This window comes from Pseudomonas oleovorans subsp. oleovorans (assembly GCF_002197815.1).
Classification (GTDB): Bacteria; Pseudomonadota; Gammaproteobacteria; order Pseudomonadales; family Pseudomonadaceae; genus Aquipseudomonas; species Aquipseudomonas oleovorans.
The window spans coordinates 94,309-114,409 of record NZ_NIUB01000011.1 but is presented as its reverse complement, the minus strand read 5'-3'; the positions used below and the strand labels follow the sequence as shown (position 1 = coordinate 114,409).

The 20,101-nt window shown below is 63.0% G+C and carries 14 protein-coding genes and 3 pseudogenes; 7 read left to right on the top strand and 10 right to left on the bottom strand.

All coding sequences use genetic code 11. The annotated features are described in order from the left end of the window. The first annotated feature begins 79 nt into the window (after positions 1-79). Entirely contained in the window at positions 80-2,011 is a 1,932-nt protein-coding gene (locus PSOLE_RS08910; RefSeq protein ID WP_074855410.1) for a putative nucleotidyltransferase substrate binding domain-containing protein, read from the top strand. Next, positions 2,008-2,709: a 3'-5' exonuclease gene (locus PSOLE_RS08905; protein WP_074855409.1), complete on the top strand. Its 702-nt coding sequence runs from the start codon at positions 2,008-2,010 to the stop codon at positions 2,707-2,709. The genes PSOLE_RS08910 and PSOLE_RS08905 overlap by 4 nt, the downstream gene beginning before the upstream one ends. A gap of 269 nt (positions 2,710-2,978) precedes the next feature. On the opposite strand, the gene trhP is transcribed toward PSOLE_RS08905, so the two are convergent. The 4 genes from trhP to PSOLE_RS08885 all read right to left on the bottom strand — a co-directional run bounded on the left by trhP (position 2,979) and on the right by PSOLE_RS08885 (position 7,085). Next, a complete protein-coding gene (gene trhP / locus PSOLE_RS08900) occupies positions 2,979-4,286 on the bottom strand; it encodes a prephenate-dependent tRNA uridine(34) hydroxylase TrhP (protein ID WP_074855408.1) in 1,308 nt (435 codons plus the stop codon). Positions 4,287-4,450: 164 nt separating this feature from the next. Then, a complete protein-coding gene (locus PSOLE_RS08895) occupies positions 4,451-4,957 on the bottom strand; it encodes a hypothetical protein (protein ID WP_003463855.1) in 507 nt (168 codons plus the stop codon). A 91-nt stretch (positions 4,958-5,048) separates the two neighbouring features. Then, entirely contained in the window at positions 5,049-6,818 is a 1,770-nt protein-coding gene (locus tag PSOLE_RS08890; protein ID WP_003463857.1) for a sodium:solute symporter family protein, read from the bottom strand. 6 nt (positions 6,819-6,824) lie between these two features. Continuing rightward, positions 6,825-7,085, bottom strand: coding sequence for a DUF4212 domain-containing protein (locus PSOLE_RS08885; protein WP_003463859.1), 261 nt, complete (start codon positions 7,083-7,085; stop codon positions 6,825-6,827). Between the two features lie 220 nt (positions 7,086-7,305). Here PSOLE_RS08885 and PSOLE_RS08880 point away from each other — a divergent pair, with 220 nt between their 5' ends. Beyond that, complete coding sequence (locus tag PSOLE_RS08880; protein ID WP_373855193.1) at positions 7,306-7,704, top strand: TonB-dependent receptor domain-containing protein; 399 nt, start codon at positions 7,306-7,308, stop codon at positions 7,702-7,704. Here the strand turns inward: PSOLE_RS08880 and creD are convergent. Further along, the gene (gene creD, locus PSOLE_RS08875; RefSeq protein ID WP_244597225.1) at positions 7,636-8,949 is read right to left on the bottom strand and encodes a cell envelope integrity protein CreD; all 1,314 of its coding nucleotides are present in this window, start codon (positions 8,947-8,949) and stop codon (positions 7,636-7,638) included. The genes PSOLE_RS08880 and creD overlap by 69 nt on opposite strands. A 175-nt stretch (positions 8,950-9,124) precedes the next feature. Here creD and PSOLE_RS08870 point away from each other — a divergent pair, with 175 nt between their 5' ends. The 3 genes from PSOLE_RS08870 (at position 9,125) to PSOLE_RS23660 (ending at position 13,724) form a co-directional block, all read left to right on the top strand. Beyond that, positions 9,125-10,756 carry a VRR-NUC domain-containing protein gene (locus PSOLE_RS08870; RefSeq protein WP_074855407.1) on the top strand — a complete coding sequence of 544 codons (1,632 nt, stop codon included), beginning with the start codon at positions 9,125-9,127 and terminating at the stop codon, positions 10,754-10,756. Beyond that, positions 10,753-13,053, top strand: coding sequence for an ATP-dependent DNA helicase (locus tag PSOLE_RS08865; protein ID WP_074855406.1), 2,301 nt, complete (start codon positions 10,753-10,755; stop codon positions 13,051-13,053). Before PSOLE_RS08870 ends, PSOLE_RS08865 begins: the two co-directional genes overlap by 4 nt. A 290-nt stretch (positions 13,054-13,343) precedes the next feature. Then, positions 13,344-13,724 carry a hypothetical protein gene (locus PSOLE_RS23660; protein ID WP_139204904.1) on the top strand — a complete coding sequence of 127 codons (381 nt, stop codon included), beginning with the start codon at positions 13,344-13,346 and terminating at the stop codon, positions 13,722-13,724. Positions 13,725-14,127: 403 nt separating this feature from the next. Here PSOLE_RS23660 and creC read toward each other — a convergent pair. The 5 genes and pseudogenes from creC to PSOLE_RS08840 all read right to left on the bottom strand — a co-directional run bounded on the left by creC (position 14,128) and on the right by PSOLE_RS08840 (position 18,839). Further along, positions 14,128-15,547, bottom strand: a pseudogene (gene creC / locus PSOLE_RS08860) (two-component system sensor histidine kinase CreC). Between the two features lie 19 nt (positions 15,548-15,566). After that, a pseudogene (gene creB, locus PSOLE_RS08855) lies at positions 15,567-16,196 on the bottom strand (two-component system response regulator CreB); the annotation flags it as partial. Between the two features lie 248 nt (positions 16,197-16,444). Then, positions 16,445-16,885, bottom strand: a complete 441-nt coding sequence (locus PSOLE_RS08850; RefSeq protein WP_003463876.1) for a CBS domain-containing protein — start codon at positions 16,883-16,885, stop codon at positions 16,445-16,447. A gap of 157 nt (positions 16,886-17,042) precedes the next feature. Then, positions 17,043-17,483: pseudogene (locus PSOLE_RS08845) on the bottom strand (methyl-accepting chemotaxis protein); the annotation flags it as partial. Positions 17,484-17,600: 117 nt separating this feature from the next. Continuing rightward, positions 17,601-18,839 (bottom strand): HD-GYP domain-containing protein, encoded by a 1,239-nt coding sequence (locus tag PSOLE_RS08840; protein ID WP_074855405.1) that lies wholly within the window; start codon positions 18,837-18,839, stop codon positions 17,601-17,603. A 192-nt stretch (positions 18,840-19,031) separates the two neighbouring features. On the opposite strand from PSOLE_RS08840, the gene PSOLE_RS08835 reads away from it, so the two are divergent. Next, positions 19,032-19,922: an acyltransferase gene (locus PSOLE_RS08835; RefSeq protein ID WP_074855404.1), complete on the top strand. Its 891-nt coding sequence runs from the start codon at positions 19,032-19,034 to the stop codon at positions 19,920-19,922. Positions 19,923-20,101 lie beyond the last annotated feature (179 nt).

The window sequence follows — 20,101 nt, the reverse complement described above, 5'->3', positions numbered from 1 at the left end:
CACCCTACTTAGGTGCAATGGGCAAGCCGGCCAGCCAGGGCCACACTGACAGCATCCCGAAACTGCGAGGCGCACGCCCATGAGCAAGGCCGACGCGATGGCCGATGCGGGCAAGACAGCGGTACTGCAGAACATCCACGGCACCATGGAGTTCCTGCAGAAGTTTCCGCCCTTCAACCAGATGGACACCGCCCACCTGGCGTTTCTGGTCGAGCACTGCCAGCTGCGCTTCTATGCCGAGGGCGACTCGATCATCAAACCCAGCGATGGCCCGGTCGAGCACTTCTACATCGTCAAGCAGGGCCGCGTGCACGGTGAACGCCCGCACAGTGCGCGGCGTGGCACCGAGACCACCTTCGAGATCACGGCTGGCGAGTGCTTTCCCCTGGCGGCGCTGATCGGCGAACGCGCCACGCGTACCGAGCACCTGGCCGCCGAGGACACCTTCTGCCTGCTGTTGGCCAAACACGCCTTCATCAAGCTGTTCGCCGTTTCCAACCCGCTGCGCGACTTCGCCCTGCGCGGGGTCAGCAGCCTGCTCGATCAGGTCAACCAGCAGGTACAGCTGCGCGCGGTGGAAACCCTCGGCGCGCAATACTCGCTGGACACCCGTCTGGGCGAACTGGCCATGCGCCAACCCATCGGCTGCGCGCCCGACACGCCTGTTCGCGATGCCGTGCGGCTGATGCACGAGCAGCACGTGGGCAGCATCGTGGTGCTTGATCCGGCCGACAAACCGCTGGGCATATTCACCCTGCGCGACCTGCGCCGGGTGGTCGCTGACGGCGTCGACCTGGCCCAGCCGATCAGCAACCTGATGACCCCCAGGCCCTTCCACCTGGCGCCGGACGCCAGCGCCTTCGACGCCGCCATCGCCATGACCGAGCGGCATATCGCTCACGTCTGCCTGGTGGAGCACGAAAAACTCTGCGGGGTGATTTCCGAGCGCGACCTGTTCAGCCTGCAGCGCGTCGACCTGGTGCATCTGGCACGCACCATCCGCCACGCCGGCAAAGTCGAGACCCTGGCCGGGCTGCGCAGCGACATCCGCCTGCTGGTCGACCGCATGCTCGCCCACGGCGCCAGCTCGACGCAGATCACCCATATCGTCACCCTGCTCAACGACCACACCGTATGCCGAGTGATCGAACTGACCCTCGAGGACATGGGCGATCCGGGCATACCCTTCACCTGGCTGTGCTTCGGCAGCGAAGGCCGCCGCGAGCAGACCCTGCACACCGATCAGGACAACGGCATTCTCTTCGAGGCCGAAAGCGCCAGCGAGTCTGCTGCCATCCGCGAGCGCCTGCTGCCGATCGCCCGCGAGATCAACCAGCGCCTGGCGCAGTGCGGCTTCACCCTGTGCAAGGGCAATATCATGGCCGGCAACCCCGAGCTGTGCCTGTCGCGCGAGGAGTGGTCGCGGCGCTTCGCCGGCTTCGTCCTCGAAGCCACGCCGGAAAATCTGCTGGGCTCGACCATCTATTTCGACCTGCGCGCGATCTGGGGCCCGGACGAAGGCTGCGAACAGCTACGCGAGGAGCTGCTCGGACGCATCGCCAACAACAGCCTGTTCCAGCGCATGATGGCGGAGAACGCCCTGCGCCACCGCCCGCCGGTTGGACGCTTCCGCGACTTCGTGGTGGCCCGTTCGGGCGCCGACAAGGACACTCTCGACCTCAAGGTGCAGGGCCTGACGCCCTTCGTCGACGGCGCCCGTTTGCTCGCGTTGGCCAACGGCATCAGTGCGGTCGGCACCCTGGAGCGCCTGCGCGCGCTGATCACCAAGGGCGTGATCGAGGCCCTGGACGGCGCCGCCTATGAAGAGGCCTACCACTTCATTCAGCAGACGCGCATGCAGCAGCATCAACTGCAGGCACGCGACGAGCTGCCCTACTCCAATCGGGTCGACCCCGACCACCTCAACCACCTGGACCGGCGTATTCTGCGCGAGTCGTTCCGCCAGGCGCAGCGCCTGCAGAGCAGCCTGGCCATGAGGTATCAGTTATGAGCAAGTTCACCTGGTTCACCGGCCGCGGTCCGGCCCTGACCCAGCAGCAGTTGCAGCGCCGCGAGGCCTTGAGCGCCCCGGCGCTGTTCGACGAACGTCCGCTGCACCAGCAGCGCTTCGTCGTCCTCGACCTGGAAACCACCGGGCTGAACATGCGCCGTGATCAGGTGCTGGCCATCGGCGCGGTGGTGATCGACAACGGCGCCATCAATTTCGCCGAACAGTTCGAATGCACCCTGCACCGCCCCGACCATCAGGCCAGCGCCAGCACGCTGATCCATGGCATCGCGCCCAGCGCAGTGGCCCGGGGTGTGGAACCGGCTGAGGCGCTGCTGGATTTCATGGAGTTCGTCGGCAGCAGCCCGCTGCTGGCCTTTCATGCCGAATTCGACCAGCGCATGCTGGCTCGCGCACTGCGCCAAAGCCTGGGCTATCGCCTGCAGCACCATTTCTTCGATGTCGCCGAAATCGCCCCGCTGCTGTGCCCGCAAGCGCGCATTCGTCAGGGCGGGCTCGATGACTGGGTCGCCGAATTCGGCCTGCAGGTGCACCAGCGCCACAACGCCAGTGCCGATGCGCTGGTGACCGCTGAACTGGCGCTGATGCTGTTCAGCAAGGCGCGCCGTCAGGGCATCGACAGTCTTTGCGATCTAGAGCGCCAACTGGCCAGCCAACGCCGGCGTCAACACGCCATGTAAACAGACGCCACGTCGGCTCGTAGGGGGGATCGGGGCGCGTAGTCGACGCTCTTTTCATCCACCTCGAGGGCAACAAACCTGGTGAATGGGTGAAGCGTCATCCACCCTACGAAGCTTATCCACAACTTCAAGGTGCGCACAGCGCACCCTACGGACTGGCCAGCCGGCGTCGGCGTCGGCAGGCCATATACAGCACATCGCCCGCAAGCGGGCTCCCACGACGCAATCCCCCGTAGGAGCCGGCTTGCCGGCGATCCATCTTGGCCGCTCTACAGATCGCGCATCAGCAATCCATAATCCAACCCCACTTCCGCCGGCAACGGCAGGTACAGCACGTGACCGTCCCCCGGCGCCACCTGCTGCGCCTGGCCCTGCGCGTTCTGCAGGTGTTCCAACGTGAAACGCAGATTGCCCTGCGGCGTCATCAGCTCCAGGCCGTCACCCACGGCGAAGCGGTTCTTCACCCGCACCTCGACCAGCTCGCCACGGCGCTCGCCGGTGAGCTCGCCAACGAACTGCTGGCGCTCCGCGACCGAGCTGCCGCGCTCGTAATTCTGGTATTCGTCGTGCACATGACGACGCAGAAAGCCTTCGGTGTAACCGCGATGCGCCAATGACTCCAGGCTGCCCAGCAGGCTCGGGTCGAATGGCTTTCCGGCCAGGGCATCGTCGATGGCTCGGCGGTAGACCTGCGCCGTGCGCGCCACGTAGAAATGGCTCTTGGTGCGCCCCTCGATCTTTAGCGAATGCACGCCCATGCGCACCAGGCGCTCGACGTGCTGCACCGCGCGCAAGTCCTTGGAGTTCATGATGTAAGTACCGTGCTCGTCCTCGAAGGCGGCCATTTCCTCGCCCGGCCGGCCGGCCTCTTCGAGCACGAAGGCTTGCGCAGTCGGCGCACCCTGGCCAAGCGTCGGCTCGACCACGCGGACGATCTCACCCAGCTCGTTCTCGGTCGCGGGCGTGGCCTGGTATTGCCAGCGGCAGGCGTTGGTGCAGGTGCCCTGGTTGGGGTCGCGGCGATTGATGTAGCCCGACAACAGGCAACGCCCGGAATAGGCCATGCACAACGCGCCATGGACGAACACCTCCAGCTCCATGTCCGGTACCTGACTGCGGATTTCCTCGATCTCTTCCAGCGCCAGCTCGCGCGAGAGGATCACCCGGCTCAGCCCCTGCTGACGCCAGAACTCGACACTGGCCCAGTTCACCGCGTTGGCCTGCACCGAGAGGTGAATCGGCACCTGCGGATAGTGCTGACGCACCAGCATGATCAGGCCCGGGTCGGACATGATCAGCGCATCGGGCGCCATCTCGATCACCGGCGCCAGATCCTTGAGGAAGGTCCTGAGCTTGGCATTGTGCGGGGCGATGTTGACCACCACATAGAACTGCTTGCCCTGCGCATGTGCCTCGGCGATGCCCAGGGCCAGGTTGGCGTGGTCGAACTCGTTATTGCGCACGCGCAGGCTGTAACGCGGCTGCCCGGCATACACCGCATCGGCGCCGTAGGCGAAGGCATAACGCATGTTCTTCAGGGTGCCGGCTGGCGACAACAGCTCAGGGAAACGGGGCATGACCGCACGCTCGAAAATCAGGGGCTGGCGATTCTATGCAGGTGGCAGGCGTGGATATTGATCTGGGTCTATCGGGCGCGGAGAAGCACCTGGTGGGTTAAATGGATCAGGCGGTCGCGTAGGGTGCGCCGTGCGCACCACTGCCGCGACACAAGAATGGCGGGCTAGCGACACACTTGGCGGTACAGCGCGTCGTCCTTGTCGATGCGCTTGAGCTGGGCAAGCTGAGGCTGTTTCTTCTCGTCCAGCGGCAGCAACTCGCCAGTTGTGCAATTGAGCAGATGAGCGCGGTGCGATACGTGGTCGATGTGCTGCTTCTCGAAACGATAGAGCATGAACTCGGCCACTTGCGCGTCCGCCACCTGCTCGCGCACGACGCTCTTGCTGTCGAGCACGGTGAACGCGGTGACCATCGGCACGAAGTAGCTCCACGGGCGCCAGAACACATGACCCGCCTCGGTCGCAACGACGACCGATTCCGCGGGCTGACGTGCCTGCTGATGCTCGAACCAGGAGTACTCGTAGAACACCTGATAGCCCAGCATCCCCAGACCACCAAACAGTGGCACGATCCACCGCGGCAGCTTGTTGCGCGTCAATTTGCGTAGCAGCAGAGCGATACCGGCAGCGCCGAGCCCCGCGACCACGATGGCAAGCAAAGTCCACAACATATGACTGTTCCCGAAAAAAGACGGGCCTCCACTGGAGGCCCGTCTGTCAGACCCTGGACCATCGGAAGATGGCCTCAGGCCAGGATTATGCTTAGTGGTTCAGAGCGGCACCAGCACCTTTGGGGGTACGCACGCTTTCCACCAGGTCCTGGATTTCCTGCGGTGGGGCAGCAGTGACGCTCGACACCGCGTAAGCCACGGCGAAGTTGATCAGCGCACCAACGGAACCGAAGGAAGCCGGGGAGATACCCATGAACCACTGGTCCGGAGTGTTGGGCAGCATGTTGGTCTCCGGAATGAAGAACCAGCCCAGGTAGGTGAAGATGTACAGCAGGGTGACCACCAGACCGGCAACCATACCGCAGATCGCGCCCTTGTCGTTCATGCGCTTGGAGAAGATCCCCATCATCAGCACCGGGAACAGGGTCGCCGCCGCGATACCGAAGGCCAATGCCACCACCTGCGCGGCGAATCCGGGTGGATTCAAGCCCAGGTAGGTCGCCAGCAGGATCGCTGCAGCCATCGACAGCCGCGCTGCCAACATCTCGTTCTTCTCGCTGATCTTCGGATTGATCAAGGTCTTGATCAGGTCATGACTGATCGCCGAAGAAATCGCCAGCAACAAACCAGCCGCCGTCGATAGCGCCGCTGCAATTGCACCGGCCGCGATAAGACCGATTACCCAGCCAGGCAGGTTGGCAATCTCCGGGTTGGCCAGAACCAGGATGTCGTTGTTCACGGTCAGCTCGTTACCGTTCCAGCCACGCTCCTGAGCGGTCGCGGTGAAGGCCGGTGCAGCATCGTTGTACATCTGGATGCGGCCGTCACCGTTCTTGTCTTCCCACTTGATCAGGCCGGTCTGTTCCCAGGTCTTGACCCACTCAGGACGCTCTTCATAGGACAGAGCCGGGGCGGAAGCGCCTTCCGGATAAATAGTGGTCATCAGGTTCAGGCGCGCCATCGAGGCAACGGCCGGAGCGGTGAGGTACAGCATGGCGATGAAGATCAGGGTCCAGCCAGCGGACCAGCGCGCATCGGCTACCTTCGGTACGGTGAAGAAGCGAATGATCACGTGCGGCAGACCGGCAGTACCGATCATCAGCGACAGGGTGAACAGCACCATGTTCAGCTTGTTGTCGACATCCGCGGTGTAGGCAGCGAAGCCCAGGTCACGCACCACTTCATCGAGTTTCTGCAGCAGCGGCACGCCGGACTCGACGTGGTCACCGAACAGGCCCAGCGGCGGGATCGGGTTACCGGTCAGCTGCAGGGAGATAAAGATGGCCGGGATGGTGTAGGCCACGATCAGTACCACGTACTGAGCGACCTGGGTGTAGGTGATGCCCTTCATGCCACCGAATACGGCGTAGGCGAAGACCACCGCCGCAGCGATCCAGATACCAGTGGAGTTGCTCACTTCGAGGAAGCGCGAGAAGGCAACACCGGCACCGGCCATCTGGCCGATCACGTAGGTCACGGAGATGATCACCAGGCAGATCACCGCAGTCAGGCGTGCGCCTCGACTGTAGAAGCGATCACCGATGAAATCCGGCACGGTGAACTTGCCGAACTTGCGCAGGTACGGTGCCAGCAGCATCGCCAGCAGCACGTAGCCACCGGTCCAGCCCATGAGGAAGGTGGAGTTGGCATAACCACCGGCGGCAATCAGGCCCGCCATGGAAATGAAGGAAGCAGCGGACATCCAGTCAGCGGCCGTCGCCATGCCGTTGGTGATCGGATGCACACCACCGCCAGCGACGTAGAACTCCTTGGTGGAGCCGGCACGCGCCCAGATGGCGATGCCGATATAGAGCACGAAGGACGCCCCTACGAACAACATGTTGATAACGAACTGGCTCATGACCACTTACTCCTCAACGCCAAATTCTTTATCAAGTTTGTTCAGTCTCCACGCGTAGTGAAAAATGAGCCCGATAAAGAAGAGGATTGAGCCTTGCTGGGCGAACCAGAATCCGAGGTCGGAACCGCCAACGGAGATTCCCGCGACCATCGGACGCAGGATCATGGCGAATCCGTAGGAAACCAGCGCCCAGACAATCAGGCTCCAGGTGATGAGCCGCACATTGGCCTTCCAATAGGCCGCGGCATTGCTTTGTTCAGAAGTCATAGACGCCTCCGGTTATTGTTATTCTGATGCATCTTCAAGCTAGCAGCAGGCCAGCACCTACCGACAGCTAGACATTGGTATTAGCAGGCTGCTGAACACCCCCCCCGGCACTGGCCCCCTGCCCCATGCAGTTGTTGCCCGAACCATCAACGGCCTGCCAGAACTGTAGAAGAAAAGTGGCGTTTTCAAAGGTGACCGGCAACATCACCCCGCATGGCGGGTGATCGGCGGCTATGCCTATGTCGACGCCGAAGTGACCGAAAGCACCACGACCACCATACCGGTGGGCTCGCGCCTGGCCAACGTGCCACGGCATAGCTTCAACCTGCTCGACACCTACGAGTTCGACAGCGGCGCACTGGCCGGCCTGGGCCTGGGCGTTGGTCTGAAATATGTCAGCGAGCGTCAGGGCCAGGCCAGCAACAACACCTTCGACATGGACGGCTACGGCCTGGTCGACCTGCTGGCCTACTACCCGCTGACCGAGAACGTGCGCCTGAACCTCAACCTCAACAACGTCTTCGACAAGCACTACGAGGAACGTCTGGAGCTATCCGGGCGAACCGCGCACCCTGCATGCGGGGATTTCGCTCAGCCTGTAAAAACGGGCGCCAGGTGAACCCGGTTCATCTGGCTTGCCACCTCGTCTCACCATGCAAGCACGCCTTCTGCCGCACCTCGGTATATAACCTCTGACAGGTCCGTTGTTGCGTCTGCCATTGACGAAACAATCCGGCAATCCGCCGCGCCAGCAGATGCCCGGCACGCGCCTCCTCGCGCAGACCGATATGCCCGCCCATGAGCGATACCACAGGCGCATAAAGCCCAGCGCCAGCAGCAGGCCGACCAGGGCGTACTGCATCGGATGCACGGCCAGGCGTTTGAGCACCTCGAAGAGGAAGAAGGTGGCGAAGGTCAGGGCGATGAACAGCAGCGCATATTTGATCGCGCGGTCGGTCTTCAGGTACTGATCCACCGGGTCGACAAAACTCACCCCGAAGTTGCGGCCGAATAGGCCCTGGCAACGCTCGGCGCCCACGCAGTCGCGCAATGCCTCTTCCAGGTTGGTGGCGAAGAAGCTGGTCTGCCACTCGGCGCTGAAGCCCTTGTCAGAGATTTCGCGGCGGCTCGGCAGGTATTCACCGACGAAGCTCGGGTGCGGCCAGTCGGAACTCAGCTTGACCCGGCTGTCGCGCCCGACCGGCACCACCGACAGTTGCTCGGTGCCCTGCAGCTTGAGGTCGAAGGCGAAGTCGAGCGTCTGCCCACTCTGCGCGTCCAGCGCAGGAAGCGGCGCATGCACGCCAGCGCCGAAATTGTCGTCACCGCTGCCCGGCGCGAAGCTCTGGGTCTGGCCATTGAGGCGCAGTTGCAGGTCGTTGCTGATGCCACGGATATCGCTGATGCCGACCGAGAGGAAGGGTTTCTCAAAGCGGTAGAAACCGAGGTCGTCGCCCAGCCCCAGGCGCGCCGGCAGGCGGAATTGGCCGCTGACCTGGCTGTCGCTGCGGTACAGGCGCGCCTCATAGATGCCACGGGCACGCAGCTCGGTGCCAACCGCTCCTTCAAGCACGAAGCGCTCCGGCAGGAAGTACAGGCGACCACGCCGTTGACGCTTTTCGCTATAGCGCTCGCCGGTCTTCTCGTTGGTTTTCCACTCGTGGGTGGTCTTGATGTAAGGCAGCACCAGGATCGGCCCGGTGATCTGCTGGCGGTAGCTGGAACTGCGGGCAATGCCCTGCATCACCTCATAGCGCAGGCCCTGGCGCTCATCGACCAGGCCATCGATCATCAACAGGGGAATCATCAGCAACAAAATCAGCAGGGCGATGGCGCCCAGCTTGAAGCCTAGGGAACGGCTCATGGTACGGCTCTCCGTAGCGAGTGAAGGTACGGCAGAGTCTGCGCAGCGATGGTGGGAGGCGTGTGGGGCGCACGTGGAGATTGTGTGGAGAATGCGGGAGCGCTGTACGCCGATTCGTCATCCAGCAGCTCGGCGGCACTGGCATCTGTATAAAAAACCAGTAAAACTTCGCCCCATGCTCAGCCTCGACGCTCCCGAACTCTATTATCTGGCCAACTTCCGCAAGGCCCTCGCCTGGCTCGACACCCATCACCGTGAACTGATGGATGACGCCGAGCGCGCCTTCGTTGCGGACTTTCCCCAGTTGCCATTGCCCACCCAGGCGCTGCTGGTGCGCCTGGTGATGCGCAAGGGCATTCACTTTCGCGCGAGCAAACTGCGCTACGCCGAGATCGGCGATATCCCAACTGCCGCAGAACCATTGCTGGAACTGGGCTGGCTGATCGACTGCGCCGCACTGAGCTTCGAAGAACTCGGCGCCCTGCTGCTCAAGGACGAACTGGCCGCGCATTTCGCCGCCGACCTGCCGCGCGGGACGTTGAAGAAAAGCGAAGTGCTCGAGCACCTGCGTGAGCTGCATATCGAACCGCGCAGCCTGGCCGACTGGTGCCCGCAACTGGACGAGCGCCTGCTGAGCCTGGCCATCGGCCCACTGTGTGACCGCCTGCGCCTGATGTTCTTCGGCAACCTGGCGCAGGACTGGTCGGAATTCGTGCTCGCCGACCTGGGCATCTTCCGTTACGAACAGGTGCCGATCACCCCAGGTTCGCGCGGTTTTCGCAGCCGCCAGGATGTGGACGACTACCTGCATCTGCGCGCCTGCCGCGAGGCCTTCGAGGCCGGCATGGCGGTCACCGAGGTGCTGCAGCAGCTCGGCGATTTCTGCAGCGACAGCGCGCATATCGGCGAACGCCACCAGCGCCTGCTGCTGCAACTGGCGCAGCATCTGGAACGCGCCGGTAAACTGGACTCAGCGCTTGCGCTATATCGCGACACCCGCGCGGTGGGCTCACGGCAACGGCAGATCCGCGTGCTGGAGCGCCTGGGCCAAGATGCCGAAGCATTAGCGCTGGCCGAACAGGTGATCGCGGCGCCGTACAACGCCGAAGAGGCGCAACTGGCCGAACGAGCCCGCACACGTCTGCGCAAACGCCTCGGCCTGCCGCCAACGGCCAAGGCGGCGAAGCTGATCGAGGATCGCCTCGACCTGCGCCTGCCGCGCGCCGCTAGCGTCGAGCTGGCCGTAGCCATGCACCTGGCCGAACCCGATGCACCGGTGCATTACGTGGAGAACACGCTGATCTGCGGGCTGTTCGGCCTGCTCTGCTGGGAAGCGATCTTCGCCCCGCTGTCCGGCGCCTTCTTCCACCCCTTCCACACCGGCCCGGTGGATCTGCACCGCGCCGACTTTCACGCCCGTCGCAGCGAGCTGTTCAGCGCCTGCCTGGCGCGCCTGGAGGACGGCAGCTACATCGAGGCCATGCGCCGCACGCACGCCGAGAAGTTCGGCATTCAGTCGCCCTTCGTGTTCTGGGAACTGCTCGATACCGAACGACTGGAGCAGGCGCTGGCCTGCCTGCCACCGGCGCACCTGGGCGCCTGGTTTCGCCGCCTGCTGGCCGATATCCGCGAAAACCGCGCCGGCATGCCCGACCTGATCCAGTTCTGGCCGGCCGAGGGCCGCTACCGAATGATCGAGGTGAAAGGCCCGGGCGACCGCCTGCAGGACAACCAGAAACGCTGGCTGGCCTTCTGCGCCGAACACGGCATGCCAGTCAGCGTGTGCTACGTGGAGTGGAGCGATTGAGCCTGCGTATCGCCGTGCGCGAGCTGTGCGAGTTCACCGCCAAGGAAGGTGACCTCGACCTGCGCTTCACCCCCTCGCCCACCGCGCAGGAAGGCATGGCCGGGCACGCCACGGTGGTGGCCCGGCGCGGCCCGGATTATGTCTCCGAGCTGCCACTGATCGGCCAGTTCGAGGGGCTGACGGTCAGCGGCCGCGCCGATGGCTTCGACCCCGAGTTTCGCCTGCTGGAAGAGATCAAGACCCATCGTGGCGACATCTCGCGCATCCCGGCCAACCACCGCCTGCTGCACTGGGCGCAGGTGAAGATCTACGGCTGGCTGCTATGCCAGGAGCTGGGCTTCGATGAACTGGATCTGGCGGTGGTGTACTTCAACGTCATGACTCAGCAGGAAACAGTGTTCCGCGAGCGCCATAGCGCCGCCTCACTGGGCGAGTTCTTCGCCCTGCACTGCCGCCGTTACATCGAATGGGCGCGGCAGGAGCAGGCGCATCAGCAAGCACGCAATCAGGCATTGGACGCGCTGGAGTTCCCCTACGGCGAATTTCGCCATGGCCAACGGCAACTGGCAGAAGCCGTGTACCGCGCCGCGCGCGACGGCCACTACCTGCTGGCGCAGGCCACCACCGGCATCGGCAAAACCCTCGGCACCCTGTTCCCGCAGCTCAAGGCCATGCCTGGCCAGCAGCTCGACCGCCTGTTCTTCCTCAGCGCCAAGACGCCAGGCCGGCGCCTGGCACTGGATGCCCTGCAACGCCTGCGCGAACCCGACACGCCGCTACGCGTGCTGGAACACGTGGCCCGTGACAAGGCCTGCGAACACCCGAGCAAGGCCTGCCATGGCGACTCCTGCCCGCTGGCCAAGGGCTTCTACGACCGCCTGCCGGCAGCACGCAGCGCGGCGCTGAAGGAACGCTGGCTGGATCAGCAAGCCGTGCGCAATATCGCCATCGCCCATGGCGTGTGCCCCTACTACCTGAGCCAGGAGCTGTGTCGCTGGAGCGACGTGGTGGTGGGCGACTACAACTACTACTTCGACCTCGGCGCCCTGCTACACAGCCTCACCCTGATCAACCAGTGGCGCGTCTGCCTGCTGGTGGACGAAGCGCACAACCTGGTGGAGCGCGGACGCGGCATGTACAGCGCCGAGCTGGATCAGGCGCGCTTCAAGGCCATGTGCCGCGATGCGCCGAAGCGTCTGAAAAGCGTGCTGGAACGGGTCGACCGCCACTGGGATCAACTGCACCGCGAGCAAGAGGTGCCCTATCAGGTCTACCCGCTGGCGCCGGACTTGCTGCTTGCCGCGCTGGGCAAGGCGGTCAGCGCCATCACCGACCTGCTTACCGACCAGCCCGAAGGCAATGGCGGTGAACTGCTCAGCTTCTACATGGACGCCATGCTGTTCTGCCGCCTGGCGGAAAGCTTCGGCCCGCATTCGCTGTTCGACATCAACCGCATCGAGGCGGGCAACGGGCGCAGCTACTCGACCCTGTGCATCCGCAATATCCTGCCGGCGCCCTTCCTCGGTCCGCGCTTCGAGGACGCCCACAGCGCCACGCTGTTCTCCGCCACCCTCAGCCCCAGCCACTACTACCTCGACCTGCTCGGCCTGCCGGAAGAGACCCAGTGCCTGGACGTCGCCTCACCGTTCAGCGCCGAACAACTGCACGTACAGGTGGTGCGCAACCTGTCGACCCGCTACCAGCACCGCGACGCCTCGTTGGCGCCGATCTGCCAGTTGATGGCGCGCCAATACGCCGAACGCCCCGGCAACTACCTGGCCTTCTTCAGCAGCTACCAGTACCTGGAACAGGTACTGCAGGAGCTGCGCTGCGACCACCCGCAGATCCCGGTGTGGACGCAGTCCCGGCAGATGGACGAAGCGGCGCGCCAGGGCTTTATCGAGCGCTTCCAGATCGGCGGCCGCGGCATCGGCTTCGCCGTTCTCGGCGGTGTATTCGGCGAAGGCGTCGACCTGCCCGGCGAACGCCTGATCGGCGCCTTCGTCGCCACCATCGGCCTGGCCCAACTCAACCCGATCAACGAAGAAATCCGCCAGCGCATGGACACCCTGTTCGGCAACGGCTACGACTACACCTACCTCTACCCCGGCCTGCAAAAGGTCGTACAAGCCGCCGGCCGGGTGATCCGCACCCCAGAAGACCAGGGCGTGCTCTACCTGATCGACGACCGCTTCGCCCGCCCCGAAGTCCGCCGCTTGCTGCCGAGCTGGTGGCAAGTTGAACTGCTGCGCTTGCCATACAAAACACCCACACCCGAGCCGCAACCCGACCTGTAGGATCGGGTGGGCGGCATTCCGTTTTAGCCGCGATCATCACCGCCAGAGAACCGTAGCCAGGGCTGAGCGAAGCAATACCCGGGAGGATCGTGAGCGTCAGCACGCCACGACTGAATACGAGTTGCCAGCGGTTATCCGACATGGTGTATAACCTGCCAAACACCCCACCGCCTCGCTGCAGGCCGCGAGATAGAGAAGGATTTCGAAAATGACCAGAAAGGTTATCCACCAAAACCACCCGCAGGTTATGCGCCATTTGGTGTCTATTTATAGTTAGGCTATTTCAAAGCATGAGTATGATTGCTCGCATCACCGTAGCCCTTATCCTAGTTATTGTTATAGGTAGCATATATCTAAACTTCACAACGCCTCATACAGAAGAGCAGTCGTTTGACACCACCTTATGGAGTGAGCTCAATAAAGAATCCATGTTAAACGACCCTGGCTGCGTTCGGGGCGGGATGGCTCTATCTCTAATACGAAATGAACGGTTAACTGGCCTTAAAAAACATGAGGTAGATAAACTTTTAGGAGAAGCTACAACACCTTCAACTACTAATGAATTTCGCTATAGCCTCGGTCAGTGCCATTGGGACTGGAAACACAGCTCTATGGTAGTGCGCTTCAATGCCAGCGATGTTGTAACAAGTACATTTATCGAAGTTGAATAAATTACTAAAATCAGTACAGAAACTAAATTACCAATCAGTCGGGGCACAGCGTCAGCGCTACACCGCCTAACAACTTATATGGACTCTCCCCACAAGTAGTGAGCAAAGCTTTGCCTTTGCACCTGTCGTCAGCGCGGTTGCATTCGTATATCCGGCCTGTTCTGAGCGCTAAGGAAGACATAGTGGCGTGGACAACGCGAAGCTTGTCCACCATGCCTGGATTGAGCGCAGCGAAAACAGGAACGTCGCGTTGCTACCCATCCTAAACAGCCGAGAAGTTTCGCGGCTGAAGCGGAGTGCCGCCCAGCCGCTCCTACAAAGGCTGACGCTCAGGCTGTTGAGGGAGGCGCTTTAGCGGCGAGTCGCGGCTAAAGCCCCTCCCACAAGGCAACAGCAGCGCTGCCTACGCGGGTAGTGTCAGACGTACTTCCACACCGCCTTCGACATTACCGATCTGCAACTCGCCACCATGCAGCTCGGCCACCTCCTGCACGAAGTTCAGGCCCAGGCCGGTGCTCTTGCGGCCGCCGTTGGGGCGCGGCAGGGAGTAGAAGCGCTCGGTCAGGCGTGCCAGCGCGTAGCCGGGGATGGCTTCGCCCTGGTTGAACAGACGCAGCGTCACGCGCTCGTCCTGGCGCTCGGCGGCGATGCGGATGCGCCCGCCTGGCGGAGTGAAGTCGAGGGCGTTGTCCAGCAGATTGGCCAGTGCCTGGCGCAGCAGGAAGCGCTCGCCGCGCAGCTCGATGCCGGTAGGCAGTGCCTGTTCGATCTGCAGATTGGCGGCGGTGATGCGTGCCTGCTGCGCCTGCAGCAGTTCGTCTACCAGCGCCGCCAGCGGCACGGCAACGCGCTCTTCCAGGCCCTGGCGCTGCTCCACCTGCGCCAGGTGCAGCAACCGCTCGATCAGGTTCTGCAGGCGTGCGCTTTCCTGCTGGATATTGGCCACGAAACGCTGGCGCTGCTCGGCCGGCATGTCGCCGTCGAGCAGTTCGGCGGCGCCGCGGATGGCGGCCAGCGGGCTCTTCAGTTCGTGGGTCAGGGTGTGCACGTAACGCTCGACGTAGGCCTTGCCTTCCAGCTCGGTGCGCATGCGCTCCACCGCCTTGGCCAGTTGCCCCAGTTCGCCGCCGCGCACAGTGGGCGCCTCGGCGCGCTGCCCCTCGCTGACCGCCTGGGCATAGCGAGTGAGCTTGCCCAGTGCGGCGCTGAGCCACCAGGACAGCCCCGCGCCAATCAACAGGCCAAGGCCGATCAACCCGGCACCGAGCCAGCCAAGACGCGTTTGCGAGCGCTCGATATAGGGCTGCAGGGTGCGGTTGGGTTTGGCCACCGAGACCACGCCAATGATCTGCTCGCCATCCCTGATAGGTGCGGCGACATACATCACCGAAGAGTCGGGATCGTCCGGGTCTTCGCGGGTCGAGCGGGCGCCGTACTGGCCGCGCAGGGTCAGCAGCACATCGTTCCAGCGCGAATAATCCTGGCCGACCGCCAGGCCAGTGGAGTCGAGCAGGACGATGCCCTGGGCGTCGGTGACGTAGATGCGGTGGTTGACCTCGGCCTTGGTCAGCCCCCAGATGCTGGCCTGGGCTGGCGCCGGCCATAGGCCTCCAGTGCGTCGTTCAGGCGGCCCTCGCCGAGGGTGCCGGCCTTGACCTCGTCACGCAGGATCTCGGCCAGCAGGTTGGCGGTGTCGACCAGCGCCTCCTCGGTGCTCTGGCGTACACCGGGCGAATCTCGTCCATCACCGTGCTCAGCACGAACCAGCCGGCCAGGCCGACGAAGAGGAAGTAGACGAGGACGATGCGTACGCCAAGTGGCATGACTCAGGCCCCCCGCTTCGAAACTGTAGCCCAGGCCGCGATGCATCTGGATCGCCTCTTCGCGCGGGGCGATGGCGCGCAGTTTGGCGCGCACACTCTTGATATGGCTGTCGATGTTGCGCTCGTAGCCGGCCTCACTGGCCACGCCGAGGGCATCGAGCAATTGCTCGCGCGCATAGACCCGGCGTGGCTGGCCGAGCAGCGTGCGCAGCAGGCGAAATTCGTGGCGGGTCAGGCTCAGGGCCTGGCCATGGTAGTGAATGCGAAAGGCGGCATCATCGATCTGAAAGGTTCTCGGCGCGCTGGCTGCTGGTGCTTCACGCGGCGCCACGCGTTTGAGGATGGCCTTGACCCTGGCGGCGACCTCACGCGGGCTGAAGGGTTTGACCACGTAGTCGTCGGCGCCGATTTCCAGACCCACCACGCGGTCGATCTCCTCGCTGCGCGCGGTGAGGAAGATCACCGGTAGTTCGGAGAAGAGACGCAGGCGCTTGCACACTTCGAAGCCGCTGATATCGGGCAGACCGACGTCGAGAATGGCCAGGTCGAAGGCGCCATTTTCCAGCAGCGTCAGCGCCTCGCCGCCCAGGCTCGACCAGTGCGTGACGAAGCCTTCAGCCTGCAGGGCATAGACCAGCGTATCGGCAATCGCGGCTTAGTCTTCGTCTACGAGTATCTGCGGCATCGGGCGTCCTGCACCTGTTGGGCAACAGCGGCAGACTGCCGGGGGCCGGATCATGCATCAAGCGGGCGATAGCGTAGGACTGGGGCAGCCCGTCAGGGGTGGTTGGCGGGTTGCACCCGCCCTACGCAACTGGCAAAACGGGAGGAGTCCATATACGGATGGAATCCGGGGGAGTGAACGGACGACTTCCCGGATTGCATTGGGCTACGCGCTCAGGGAATCTCGCCGCGGATGTACTGCTCCAGCTGACGGATCAGGTCGGCCTGTTCGGCAATGGTTTCCTTGACCAGGTCACCGATGGACAGCAGGCCAATCAGTTCGCCCTCGGCCAGCACCGGCAGGTGACGCAGGCGACGCTCGGTCATCAGTTGCATGCAATATTGCAGATTGTCACGCGGGCTGACGCTGATCACCTCACGGGTCATGATCGTGTTGACCTTGGCATCCAGCATCGAGCGGTCGGCCAGTGCCGCCTTGCGCACGTAATCGCGCTCGCTGACGATGCCGACCATACGTCCGCCGGAGAGCACCACGAGCGCACCAACGCCCTTTTCCGCCATGATGCGCAGCCCATCGAGCAGGGAGTCGTCCGCGTCGACGCTGTAGAGAAAGGTGTTGGACTTGGTTCTGAGCAGTTCGGCAACCGTTTTCATGCTGGGGGCTCCGCGTTGTTTGCAGTGTTTTTAGCAGAGTTGGCCAGCCAGGTCAGCCCGGTAATGTTCTACAAGCCGTTTATCGGCGACAGCAACCCGGATATTCCGGGCGCCCGCCTGCGTGGATCATGACGACCTCTGCAATCTTTCCCTGGCTTCAGCTGAGGGTGAAGCGCCCGGTATATTCTGCACCAGCCCTTTCGCTGCCTAGGCGCAGTTGCTCGGCAGCGCTGCTCACGGCCTGGGCGCCATCGAGCAGTTGTCCGGCGGCCTGATCGACCTGCTGGATATTGCCACTGACCTCATCGGCGGTGGCCGCCTGCTGCTCGGCAGCCGTGGCGATCTGCGCCAGTCGGTCGCTGACGCGCTGCACCGAGTCGACGATGTTCTGCAGTTCATCACCCATGGCCAGCACGCTGCCGATGTCGCCGTCGGCCTGGCTGCAGGCTTCTTCCATCAGGGTGACCGACTGTCCAACCACGCGCTGCAGGTTGTCCACGGTCTGGGCGATTTCCTGGGTCGAGTCCTGGGTGCGATTGGACAGCGAGCGCACTTCATCAGCGACCACGGCGAAGCCTCGCCCAGCCTCACCCGCACGCCGTCAGGGAAACACTGAAAAAATCGTCATGCCCGCGCAGCGGGTATCCAAAACCTGCAAAGCATCTGGGCTCACGCCATAGCGGGAGTGACGACAGATGGCTTTTGCAGCACAGTCTCAGCGGCCGCGCCCCTCCAGATCCATCCCACTCCACAACTCGTCGAGCCGCTCGAACCCCCACTCTTCGGCCGACTCGCGCCCGACGATACGGTCCTGGTCGGTAATCTTGCTCAGGTCGACGATGCTTTGCGGCAGCGGCAAGCGCGACTTGGTCGAGAAGAACACCTTGACCCTGGGCGCCAGCAGCGCCTTGGGATTCTGCTCCATGACCACCGCCAGACGCCCGCTCTGCAGGCGCACCAGCGCGCCGACCGGGTAGATGCCAACCGTTTTGACGAAGGCCTGGAACACGGCCTCGTCGAAGTGCCCCTTCCACTCGGCCATCTTGCGGATCGACTCGGCCGGGTCCCAGCCCTGCTTGTAGGGACGGTTCGAGGTGATGGCGTCATACACGTCGCAGACCGCGCCCATCTTCGCCATCAGGCTGATCTGGTCACCCTGCAGACGGTGAGGATAGCCACTGCCGTCGACCTTTTCGTGGTGATGCAGGCATACGTCGAGCACCAGCGCGCTGATCTGTTTGCTCGCCAGCAGAATGCTGCCGCCTTCCTCCGGGTGCTTGCGCACCTTGGCGAACTCGGTGTCGGTAAGCTTGCCGGGCTTGTCCAGCAGCTCCTGCGGGACGGCCATCTTGCCGATGTCATGCAGCAGCCCGGCCAGCCCGGCCTCACGCACGGCATCGTCGGGCAAGCCGAGCTTGCGCGCCAGCGCGATCATCAGCGCGCATACGGCAACCGAGTGCATGTAGGTGTATTCGTTGCTGTGCTTGAGCCGCGCCAGGCTGATCAGCACGTTGGGATGACGCAGAACCGATTCGGAAATCTCCTCGACCAGGGCCTCGGCCTGCTCGAACTGCAGCGCCTGCCCCATGCGCGCATCGTTAAACATCTCCATGACCGCCTGCCGGGAACGCGCGCAGAGTTTGACGGCCTGTTCCAGCTCCTGCTCCATCGACAGGGCTTTGACCTTGGGCGGCTCGATGGCGGCCAGCAGCCGCGCTTCGGCCTCGCATTCGGCCTCTTCTTCGGTCGTGGCCTGCACACCTGGGGCTACATCAGCCCCCTTGCCGACATCGATCCACAGCTCGGTGATCGCACTGCTGTGAATGCGGGCCAGATCCTTTTCCGAGCTGAGCATGAACTTGGACTTCCAGAAGGGGTGATCCATCCATGATCCGCAAAACTCCTGGATGTACATACCGATCCGCAGATCGGCCACCGCAATGCGTTTCAACATCGACATCATCCAGAACGGGTTGGCGAGGGAGTCCGGGAGCTGGGCCTTGTCATTGTCGGATAATTCCCTGTTTTTTCACACTGACCCGCATCAGGGCTTTGACAAAAAATGGCCATAGGCCACTGGTGACGATTTTGAGCCACACCCAACAGGTGCTTATGATGCGGCGTCCACGCCTGCCAAGGAGTTGCCATGCGCCCCCTGTTGATCGGTCTACTCAATGTCATTCTGCTGCTGGGTAACACCCTGCTGCTGATCGGCCCACTGCTGCTGATCGCCCTGGCCAAGTTCGTCCTGCCGGGCCAGGCGGCGCGCGATGCCTGCTCGCGCGGGGTGATGTGGGTGGCCGAATTTTGGGCGGAGAACTGCAAACGCATCTTCGCCCTGCTGACGCCGACACACTGGGACATCCGCGGCAACGCCGAGCTGCGCAGAGACCACTCCTACCTGGTGATCAGCAATCACCAGTCGTGGGTCGATATTCCCGCCCTGGTGCAGGCCTTCAACCGCAGGACGCCCTACTTCAAGTTCTTCCTCAAGCAGCAACTGATCTGGGTGCCCTTTCTCGGCCTGGCCTTCTGGGCGCTCGATTACCCCTTCATGAAGCGTTACTCCAAGGCCTTCCTCGACAAGAACCCGCACATGAAGGGCAAGGATCTGGAGATCACCAAGGCCGCCTGCGAGAAGTTCAAGCGCTTGCCGGTGACCGTGGTCAACTTCCTCGAAGGCACTCGCTTCACACCCGCCAAGCAGGCTCAGCAACAATCACCCTACCGCTACCTGCTCAAGCCCAAAGCCGGCGGTGTGGCCTTCGTACTCGCTACATTGGGTGAGCAGATCGACGCCGTGCTGGACGTTACGTTGGTCTATCCCGAGGGCAATCCCCCTGGCTTCTGGGCCTTGCTCAGCGGCCAAGTGGGCAAGGTGATCGTCGATATCCAGACGCGCAACCTGGCTGCCGAACTGTGGCAGGGCGACTACCAGAACGACCCGGTATTTCGCCAGTACATGCAGGACTGGGTCACTCAACTCTGGCAGGAGAAGGACGCGCGCATCGCGCAAATCCGTGCCGAGTGGCAGTGATTGCACGTAACAGAAAATGGGAGCCCGCAGGCTAATGCCAGTCAGTTAAGCCGTTGCACTCGATCTTTGTAGGAGCCGGCTTGCCGGCGATCCGCCATAAAAAGCATCGCCAGCAAGCTGGCTCCTACGAAAAGCGCCCCCTCTACTGCAAGTAGGAGGGGGTGGTGACGAACTTATCT